Consider the following 9342-nt stretch of genomic DNA (forward strand, 5'->3'; position numbering starts at 1 on the left):
AAGTCCGGGAGTTGATCGCCGATTCTACTGAGGTCTAGACGTGGGGGCGGTTGCAGGCGCCGTGCGCTGAGAGGCAGGCACCCCCGGTCCAGCAGCCGTTTCGTTAAACCGCTGCGAAACCTGAGCAAACTGATAATTCGTGAAGGTGCTTGCGGTTCTAAAGTGCTGACCAATCAGCGGCAACCCCTTAGTCGCCAACGCTAGCAGTTGGGAATTTTGTCCAAACTGCGCTTCCCGTTGGTACGTTGCTGCATTCTCTAGGTGTGCATTGACGCCGCCTTCGTTCATGAACGCTTGGTTGAACTGCTCACCTGACAATCTAGAGAGCCGCGTCAGCAATGCTTGATACTTAGGACCTGGAGCTGCAGGGAGCCGAACTCCTAAGCTGGGAGCCAGTCGTGTCAGGTCTTGTCTCACCTGCTGCTGCTCGTTGATTTCAGCTTGAGCAAACTGCCGCACGGCGGCGTTGTTCGACTTTTGCAACGCAGCTTGTCCCATCGCAATATTTGCTAGCGCTGCTTCGCCAGCAGTCATCACAAACGCCTGATCGACAGCGTTCACTTGACTATTGCCAGCAGGTGCAGCAGGTGTAGCAGGTGTAGCCGGACGCATCTGAGCAATTGCTGAAGACCCCAAAGACAGAAATAGCCCAACCGCTACGAGCGCGATCGTAATTCCAATTCGTTTAATCATGGCAGTATGTCAAAAGACCAGTGAAGGTTTACCTGAGTGCTCTGTTCGCGACCGCACTAACGTTACAGCCGCTTTGACTTCTGGCGCATAAACGCACCAAGCGGATGTACTAATGCAACATCGCTACACCATCAATGGTGAGTGTTCTACTGCCAAATTCGTCTCTCTTGAGACGTGTTCAAGCCCAGAGTGGCAGCAAGCCAATGAAATTCAGTTGGGGCTAGAGTAGTGCTTTACAATGAGGAGGCAATTGCGATCGTCCAGCGTTCGCGTGTAGCTCAAATTATCGGCAATTCGGTGCATTAGCGTTAAACCCCGCCCACCTTCTGCCTCTGTATTCAGGGTTTTGGGCAATACCTCAAGCTTCTGGCTGAGGTCAAAGGGTCCTCCCTGATCCCAAATCCGGATCTCCAACCGCTCAGTAAACACCTGCACCTCTAAGTCAATCACCACGTCGATCGACTGCCCGATATGAGCATGACGGACCGCATTTGTGAAGCCTTCCGCAAGTGCGAGTTGACACTGTAACCAAACTGGGTAGGACAGAGGAGGATGGTTAAACTGGTCAAACCACGTAAGCACTTGAGTCAACGCATTCAGATCGGTCTTAACTTGAAGATACTCCTGTTGAAGTGGCTGCAACGGTTAAAGATCCTTGATTTGAGAACCTGGAAGTATATGTTGCCAAGATCATGGCATTTATATCAATAGAGTGCCCCAATTGTTTAGATTTGATCGATAGCTAGAGTCTTTTCGTGTCGCCGTCCTTATGCCCACTGTTCTGATTATTGATGATGATCTCGCAACTCAGGTCATTCTCCAGAAGGCGCTTGGAAATCAGGGGTATACCATCGCAGTGGCAGCCGACGGACTCGAAGGTATCGCCAAGGCAAAAGAACTGTGCCCAGCGCTAATTATCTGCGACTGGAATATGCCCCATCTAGATGGGTTAGAAGTCTGCCGCCGCATCAAAGCAGATCCTGCCCTGAGTAGCGCGTTTTTTGTGCTGCTGACAGCTCGATCGGCAATCGAAGACCGCGTGCGCGGGCTCGACAATGGTGCCGATGATTTTTTGGCAAAGCCGATTGAAATCAGCGAACTGCAAGCGCGCGTCCGAGCGGGTCTGCGGCTTCAACGCACCAATCAAGATCTGCAAGCGCAAAAGCGAATGCTGGAATCAGAATTTGCTGAGGCGGCAGAGTATGTACGATCGTTGCTACCCCCGCCAATGCACGGCAGCGTCGCGATTGATTCTCGCTTTATTCCTTCGCGACAGCTGGGTGGAGACTGCTTCGACTACTACTGGCTCGATCCAGATTATTTGGCAATTTACTTGCTGGACGTTTCAGGACACGGGCTTGGAGCCGCCTTGCCGTCGATCGCGGTGCTGAATCTACTGCGATCCCAGTCGATGGACGGCGTAAATTTCTATCAGCCAAACTTGGTGCTGAGCGCGTTGAACGAAGCGTTTCAGATGGACAACCAAAATGACAAATACTTCACGATTTGGTATGGCGTCTACAACCGAATCAAGCGGCAACTGATTTACTCTAGTGCTGGACATCCTCCTGCAATTTTGCTGTCGGAGACCCGTACGGGTGGTGCCCATGTTCAGCAGCTAAAAACGTCCAGCTTGCCGATCGGAATGCTGCCCGACACACGATTCTTTAATCAGCGGTGCGAGATTGAAGCCGCCAGCACACTCTACGTGTTTAGCGATGGCATCTATGAGATCCATCAGTCTGATGGCATGCTTTGGGGACTCGATGCGTTTATGCAGCTACTTGTCAACGATGAAACCGCGATCAAGCAGGTCGGACTCGATCGAGTTCTCGACTATGTTAAGCAAATTAATGTCAGGGACGCGCTAGACGACGATTTGTCACTGCTCCGCATTCAGTTCAACTAACCCTACAGCGCAGCATAGGAGCGAACAAATTTGCTTCAAGCCCGTAGCTATAACGCTAGCGTGCTTTACGCTACTCTTTCACCCTTAATGTGGAAGGAAGCCCCCGAAGCTGCCAACGTCTTGTGAAATTCGTCGGGATCGGAAAACACATCAAACACTTGCTCCATCCCAGTTAACTCAAATAACATTTTGGGTTGCTCTCCCACTGAGCAGAAGCATAGGCTACTCCCGGCAGCACGAGCAGACTTAAACGCCATGACCAGCGCTCCCAATCCCGAACTATCAACAAAGGTGACATCCTGTAGATTCACCAATACGACTTCAGCCCCAGACGCCAACAGAGCATCAATCTCCTGACGCAGGTTGCTTCCTTGAGAGCCATTGAGAACGCCTGATGGCTGAATTGCTTTTACCGTCAAATTCATGAGCATGACCTAAGCTGAACAGTGTGAGTATTTTGATTTACCAGAGATTGCCGGAATTGGGACACTGTTTAGTGTACCTACGATTGCGCGAGAACTATCGCATGAACTAAGGCAATAGCATAGAAAACCTTTAGTCACCTGTGAACTGAAATTGAGCAAACTTGTGGCAAGATTTAGAAAACGCTAGTAATCCCTTATCTAAGCTGCACTAAAACCGTCCGGATTGGCCCACTAACGCGGTGAATCTGCAAAAAGTATTCCGGCAAACAGTTGTTTTCTGGGATCTGCATTATGGTGAAGCGAGTAAAAATTGCTACCGAATCCTACAATTACTTTCGGGAACTTCACTGAGCTAGGTTCAGTGAAGTCTCAAGAGTGATTTAGCACTGCTGATGTATTCGCTTATCCAAACCAGCAATACCTCAGCTCATTGCGCTCTCGGTGGATGCTGAGTGAAGCGCTTTCTACAACATTTTTCCCAGCAGCATAATTTATTAAGGGCGACGATCGATGGCTACTGGTATTTTTTCTGCCCCCAAAAAGCGCGCATCACAACTCGCGGTCTCGCAACGCTCTCCGCGATCAATTGTTTTTCTATTAGTCATTACAGCTCTAATTAGTGGCTGTCTATTTCGCCTTGCCCAACTGCAACTTGTTCAGGGACGCTACAATCGGCAGCTTGCTGAGAAAAACCGCATTTCTATGATCCCGATCCCTGCAGATCGAGGCGACATTCTTGATCAAAAAGGGCGGCGACTGGCGGCGAATCGGTTGACACGAGCTGTGTATCTAGCGCCGCGAGAGCAAACTCAGCAGCAATGGAGTGAAACTGCTGCCCGCCTAGGTCCAACTCTGAATATTCCCCCCAGCGAGATTTTGGCGAAGCTAAAACAAGTGGGGTATCGATCGGCAATGCCTGTCCGCATCGTCCGAGATTTAACGCCAACAGCGTTTGTTGCCTTGTCGGAGACGATCGGGCAAATTCCAGGAGTTGAGATTCGTGCTGAATCGAGCCGCTACTATCCCAATGGAGATATGGCAGCGCACGTGCTGGGCTATATTGGCGAGGCAACCTTGGAGGACTTGAAGGCGCATCCAGAGTACCCGATGGGTGCATTAGTCGGGCAGATGGGGATCGAGCGCATTGCCAATAAAACTCTTCAAGGCGTCTGGGGTGGACACTTAGTTGAGGTTGATGCTGGGGGGCGAGAAGTCAAAATGTTGGGCGTGAAAGCCGCGCAGCCTGGTTCTCCCTTAAAGCTGACGATCGACTTAGACTTGCAGAAAACCGCAGAAACTGCACTGGCAAAGCGACGTGGCGCAGTCGTTGTAATGGACGTGAAGACAGGCGCAGTGTTGGCGTTAGCGAGCGGACCGACCTTTGATCCCAACCTATTTACACGCCGTATTTCTGCTGCTGATTGGAAGCAACTGCAAGCCGAAGATAAGCCGTTTCTGAATCGGGCTCTGCAAGGTTACCCACCTGGTAGCACGTTCAAAATTGTCACCGCCTCGGCAGGAATGCAGTCGGGCAAGTTCACACCTGACTCCACAGTGGCAACCTCAGCATTCATCAGCCTGGGTGGTGTACAGTTCCATGAACATGGCGGAGGCGGTTATGGCGTCATTGGTTTCCGCGATGCTCTTGCCTTTAGCAGCAACACCTTCTTCTACCAGGTAGGGCTTGCTGCTGGACCGGAGCAGATCTCGGAGTGGGCACATCGACTGGGGATCGGTACCAGTTCCAATATGAATCTAGATGGCGGCATCCACGGCTCCGTTCCAACTCCTGCTCAGAAAGAAAAGCTGTACGGTGAACCCTGGTACGGCGGGGATACGGTCAGCATGTCGATCGGGCAGGGACTCGTACAAGTAACGCCGCTGGAAATGGCGGTGATGGTGTCCACGATCGCAAACGGTGGCTTCCGCGTTAAGCCGCATTTGCTGAATTCACAAACCACTGACCCAGCCATGAAGCCCGAAACAACAGGACTCGCACCGGGAACCGTGGCGGTGATTAAAGCCGGACTTGCTGCCGTTGTGCGGGAAGGAACGGCCCGCCGTCTTAGCGATGGTTCGATTCCACCGACGGCAGGCAAAACCGGAACTGCAGAAGTACCGGGACAGCGCGACAATGCGTTGTTCGTTGGGTTTGGACCCGTAGACAATCCTAAAATCGCGGTAGCGGTGGTTGTAGAGAATGGCGGCTATGGAGCGGAGTCTGCGGTGCCGATCGCCCACGAGGTCTACAAGACTTTCTTCAAAGCCAAGCCAAAAAGCGCAGCTCAGCGCTCCTAGGTTCAGGATCGCTCAGGCATCACCAAAGTCGTTGGACGCTTTGATGCCCAACTGTTGCTTGCTCTGCCTCAACTGGTTCCACAGCGCTTGAATCTCCTCGTAAGACTCTTCCGGGGAGAGTTTGCCGTTGGTCTCTAAGCCGCAAATGTAGTTAACTCGCTGCGAAAACTCTTGCAGATTTGCATTGAACACTAGATTTTCCGGCTTGACGTCCCCTCGGTAGCGGGCACGTGGATATAAAAAGTTGAAGCGCTCCATCTTAATCTCCTGACATTATTAAGTATCTTTACTCAAAAACTACACTGCCCATCTTAACCTAATTTTAACCTTGGCAATGCGTTCTAACCTTGAATAACGGATTGCCGAACAGCAAAACAGCCGAGGTGCTACGTAAGGTGATTAGTTAAGACTGTGCGATCGCTGAGGTAACTACTGACAAGCCGAACCCACACCAGACGCTGCCTCTAAAAATCTTTTGATCGGCGCGTCCGGCTCACTTTGGGCGGCACGGTTTCTGCTACTGTGACACTTATTTGGTTCAGATACCGTTGTTTTGGGTGTGGGAGGTTGAAAATGCGAGGGGTCATCGATCGGTGCGTCGGCTTTCTTCCGTGTGTCTTCTTACAGGGATTGCTCACTCAAGCCGCAATGGTGCAACCGTCCTTGCCGCCGCCTGCTCCTGAAATGGCTCCATTAGAGGCGGACGTTATGCCTCAAGTAACATCGGTGACACAGCTATCTGATGTAGAGCCGACAGACTGGGCGTTTCAAGCACTGCGATCGTTGGTCGAACGCTATGGCTGCATTGTGGGGTATCCCGATCGCACATTTCGTGGCAATCGAGCGCTGACCCGCTACGAGTTTGCAGCAGGACTCAATGCCTGTATCGATCGCGTCAATGAACTCATTGCTGCTGCCACTGCTGATCTTGTTAAGAAAGAAGACCTTGCCACACTGCAACGGCTGCAAGAAGAATTTGCCGCAGAGCTGGCAACGCTGCGCGGTCGAGTAGACGCTCTGGAGGCGCGAGCGGCGACGTTGGAGAGACAGCAGTTCTCGACAACCACCAAGCTCAACGGTGAAGCGATTTTTGCACTGGGCGCGACGGTTGGCGACCAAATTTCGGATCTCAATAGCGATCGCACCGTATTCCAGAACCGCGTGCGGCTGGATTTACAGACTAGCTTTAGCGGGCGGGATGTACTGCATACGCGTCTTACGGCGGGAAACTTTCTGCCACCCGTGACGCCAGGAAGTCTATTTCCAATCGTGGAGCAAGGCACAGCGGAAGGTCGGCTCAGCGCTAGCGTAGGCGGCGTCACGGATAATCGGGTGCGGCTCGATCGCCTTGACTATACTGTTCCGATCGGCGATCGACTGAAGCTTTACGCTGCCGCGGCGGGTGGGCGAAGCAGCTACTACGTTCCCAGTACCGTAAATCCGTTTTTTGAGGACTTTGATGGCGGCAGAGGAGCAATCTCAGCCTTCGCTCAGCAGAATCCAATTTACCGGATTGGTGGAGGTGCTGGCGTTGGTGTCAGCGTTGGGCTAGACCGGGGCGATCGGATTGTCCTCAGCGCGGGCTATCTGGCAGCGCGCGCAAACGATCCTAGTGAGGGACGCGGCGTATTCAACGGGGATTTTGCTGCCCTGGCGCAGTTGACCATCACACCCAATCCAGCGCTGCAAATCGGTTTAACCTACGTGCGGGGCTACCACACTCCCGGCAACTCAATTTTTGCGCTGGATTTCCAGAACGAGTTTTTCGCAGGCTCAGTGCCCGCAAACGCGCTGCATACAGGGCTGGGCGTATCCGCCGTGACGAATTCGTTTGGTGGAGAGCTTTCGTTTCGACTTAGCCCCAAGTTCACTCTGAACGCGTTCGGCGGCTACACCGATTTAACGCTGCTGAACAATACGGGGGATGGCGAAGTCTGGTACTACGGTGTGGGATTGGCGTTTCCAGATTTGTTGAAGAAAGGCAGTCTGGGCGGCATTTTAGTGGGCGTGGAGCCGTATTTGGGCGGAGTAACGGCTAACGGACTGAGATTACCCGCCCTGGGGATCACCAACGATACCTCCCTGCACGTTGAGGCGTTTTACCGCTATACCCTAACGGACCAAATTGCGATTACGCCCGGTGTCGTTTGGGTGACGGCTCCAGACCAGTTCACAGGCAACGACGATTATGTCGTTTGGACGCTGCGGACGACCTTCTCGTTCTAGCGGTTAAGCGCTAACAGCCAAGAACGATCGACGATTAGCCTCTGTATCCGCTGCGTCCCCCACCTCTGCGGAAGAGCGTGTCGTCATTGACGATCGTCACGCTTGCCTGCGTTTGAGAACCGTAGCTGCCTTCTTCACTGAATCCGACAAACGACAGCGTGAAGACCTTGTCGGCTTCATACTCTGAATTGCCTAGAATCTGAATCGGCAACCATCCAGTTGATTGTCCCTCGGCGAAGTAGACGGCAATGACGCCGCCGACAAAATCGCGTTCAGCAATTCCACTGCCGCTGTACACCTGCACCTGCACAAACGAAGCGCGGAAGAGATTGCCCGATCGCGTAACTGGAAGCCACACTGTATTCGATCCGTTCCCCTCCGACACGCGGAAGTTAGACGCGGCGAAATCGTAGACAGGTAGCAAGTCGTCGTTAACCAGGGTTAGCGTCGCTTGCGCTTGGGTGCCGACAACGCTGCCGAAACTCGGATTTAAAAGAGTAAGTCCGATCGTTTCATCCCCTTCAGAGCGGGTGTCACTAAACAAATCGATCGGCACGACTATCACAGTTTGTCCAACAGCGAAACTGAGGCGGACCGTTCCCGCCACAAAATCGATGCCTGCACTAGCGGTTCCTGGCGTCAGTAGGACATCTATAGTGCTGGCGATATTGATATTGCCGCTGCGGGTGATGACCACGACTTGACTAGTGTTGGTCGCGTTGCCTTCCGCCGCGAAGAACTGCGCCGAACTGAACGCGTAGGAAGAAACGCCGTCATCGTTGGCGATCGTGCCGATCGCCGTGCCCACTGCTGCACTAATGCTGCCCTTAGTGACGTTGGACAAAGCGACACCAAAGGTTTCATCGGTTTCAAACTGCGCGTCACCCCGGACGGGAATTGCGATCGTCTGCTGGGTTGTGCCCGGATTAAATGTCAGCGTTGTGGGCGTGACGGCGATATAGTCGCTATCCACTACTGTTGCGCTTCCGTCTGCGGTTTGGTAATCCACCGTCACGGTTTCATCGCTAATGTGCGAAAGCGACACCAGGAAGCTGTAAGCGCTGGTGCCTGCGTCGCCTTCGACTTGGCTGGCGTTGATGGGCGTGATCGACACGGTGGGATCGTTCGCCGAAATCGTCAGGCTACCCGTATTAGAGGGGCTGGTCGTGACGTAGCTTCCGGCAGCTAACGTGATTTGAATGATTTCGTCGAGTTCGTCGATCGTGTCGTTGGTCGGGTTGATGACGACATCGACTGAGGCTTGTCCAACCGCGATCGTTGCCGTTCCAGTTAGCGTCGTGTAATCGATGCTGTTCGTGGCGGTTCCGGCGATCGTGTAATTGACCGTTAAGGCTTGCGCTGTGGCACCTGTGCGCGTAATTCGGAAGCTGCCAGAGTTGGGGATGTGCTCGTTCACGATGTTATCTGGGATCGACAGCGATACTACGGGCGCATCCTCAATGTTCACCGTGGCGGTAGTTTGCGCGGGATTGATGCCGTAGCTGCCACTTGCCAAATTCAACGTCGCGGTTTCGGTGCTTTCCACTAGCGCATCCAGCACGGGTGTTAAGGTCACATCGACAAAGCTCTGCCCGTTGGGGATCGTCACCGTTAGGTTGGAGCCGGACGGCGCACTGCTCAGCGTGTAGTCGGTTGCAGACGCCGTGCTGGCGGAAGTGATCGTCAAGTTCACCGTCAAATTCCCGCTGTTTCCATCGCGGCTAATTCGGTAGGTGCCCGGATTGCCCGGAAGCTCGGTTGCAGTGGCATCGGTTGCGGTGAGCGAAACGC

8 protein-coding genes are annotated in these 9342 nt (G+C 53.1%); 3 read left to right on the forward strand and 5 right to left on the reverse strand.

The features are described 5' to 3' along the window. Positions 1-24: 24 nt before the first annotated feature. The gene (locus H6F43_RS07605) at positions 25-693 is read right to left on the reverse strand and encodes a DUF4142 domain-containing protein (RefSeq protein ID WP_190342198.1); all 669 of its coding nucleotides are present in this window, start codon (positions 691-693) and stop codon (positions 25-27) included. Positions 694-903: 210 nt separating this feature from the next. Further along, positions 904-1335 (reverse strand): anti-sigma regulatory factor, encoded by a 432-nt coding sequence (locus tag H6F43_RS07610; protein WP_190342199.1) that lies wholly within the window; start codon positions 1333-1335, stop codon positions 904-906. Between the two features lie 127 nt (positions 1336-1462). On the opposite strand from H6F43_RS07610, the gene H6F43_RS07615 reads away from it, so the two are divergent. Next, positions 1463-2602 (forward strand): SpoIIE family protein phosphatase, encoded by a 1140-nt coding sequence (locus H6F43_RS07615; protein WP_190342200.1) that lies wholly within the window; start codon positions 1463-1465, stop codon positions 2600-2602. Positions 2603-2667: 65 nt separating this feature from the next. Here the strand turns inward: H6F43_RS07615 and H6F43_RS07620 are convergent, their stop codons facing one another. Beyond that, positions 2668-3027 (reverse strand): STAS domain-containing protein, encoded by a 360-nt coding sequence (locus H6F43_RS07620; RefSeq protein ID WP_190342205.1) that lies wholly within the window; start codon positions 3025-3027, stop codon positions 2668-2670. A 510-nt stretch (positions 3028-3537) separates the two neighbouring features. Between H6F43_RS07620 and mrdA the strand changes: the two genes are divergently transcribed. Further along, positions 3538-5325, forward strand: coding sequence for a penicillin-binding protein 2 (gene mrdA / locus H6F43_RS07625; protein ID WP_190342201.1), 1788 nt, complete (start codon positions 3538-3540; stop codon positions 5323-5325). 12 nt (positions 5326-5337) lie between these two features. Here the strand turns inward: mrdA and H6F43_RS07630 are convergent, their stop codons facing one another. Continuing rightward, positions 5338-5583 (reverse strand): hypothetical protein, encoded by a 246-nt coding sequence (locus H6F43_RS07630; protein ID WP_190342202.1) that lies wholly within the window; start codon positions 5581-5583, stop codon positions 5338-5340. Positions 5584-5898: 315 nt separating this feature from the next. Between H6F43_RS07630 and H6F43_RS07635 the strand changes: the two genes are divergently transcribed. Next, positions 5899-7551, forward strand: a complete 1653-nt coding sequence (locus H6F43_RS07635; RefSeq protein ID WP_190342203.1) for an iron uptake porin — start codon at positions 5899-5901, stop codon at positions 7549-7551. 34 nt (positions 7552-7585) lie between these two features. Here H6F43_RS07635 and H6F43_RS07640 read toward each other — a convergent pair. Next, positions 7586-9342: Calx-beta domain-containing protein (locus H6F43_RS07640; protein WP_277879893.1), on the reverse strand; the 1757-nt coding region annotated here is incomplete at its 5' end.

The organism is Leptolyngbya sp. FACHB-36, from assembly GCF_014695955.1.
Classification (GTDB): Bacteria; Cyanobacteriota; Cyanobacteriia; order Leptolyngbyales; family Leptolyngbyaceae; genus FACHB-36.

Bases quoted from the DNA above. Each gene is read 5' to 3' on its own strand.
- H6F43_RS07605 (WP_190342198.1), bottom strand. From the start codon at position 693: ATGATTAAACGAATTGGAATTACGATCGCGCTCGTAGCGGTTGGGCTA.
- H6F43_RS07615 (WP_190342200.1), top strand. From the start codon at position 1,463: ATGCCCACTGTTCTGATTATTGATGATGATCTCGCAACTCAGGTCATT.
- H6F43_RS07620 (WP_190342205.1), bottom strand. From the start codon at position 3,027: ATGAATTTGACGGTAAAAGCAATTCAGCCATCAGGCGTTCTCAATGGC.
- mrdA (WP_190342201.1), top strand. From the start codon at position 3,538: ATGGCTACTGGTATTTTTTCTGCCCCCAAAAAGCGCGCATCACAACTC.
- H6F43_RS07630 (WP_190342202.1), bottom strand. From the start codon at position 5,583: ATGGAGCGCTTCAACTTTTTATATCCACGTGCCCGCTACCGAGGGGAC.
- H6F43_RS07635 (WP_190342203.1), top strand. From the start codon at position 5,899: ATGCGAGGGGTCATCGATCGGTGCGTCGGCTTTCTTCCGTGTGTCTTC.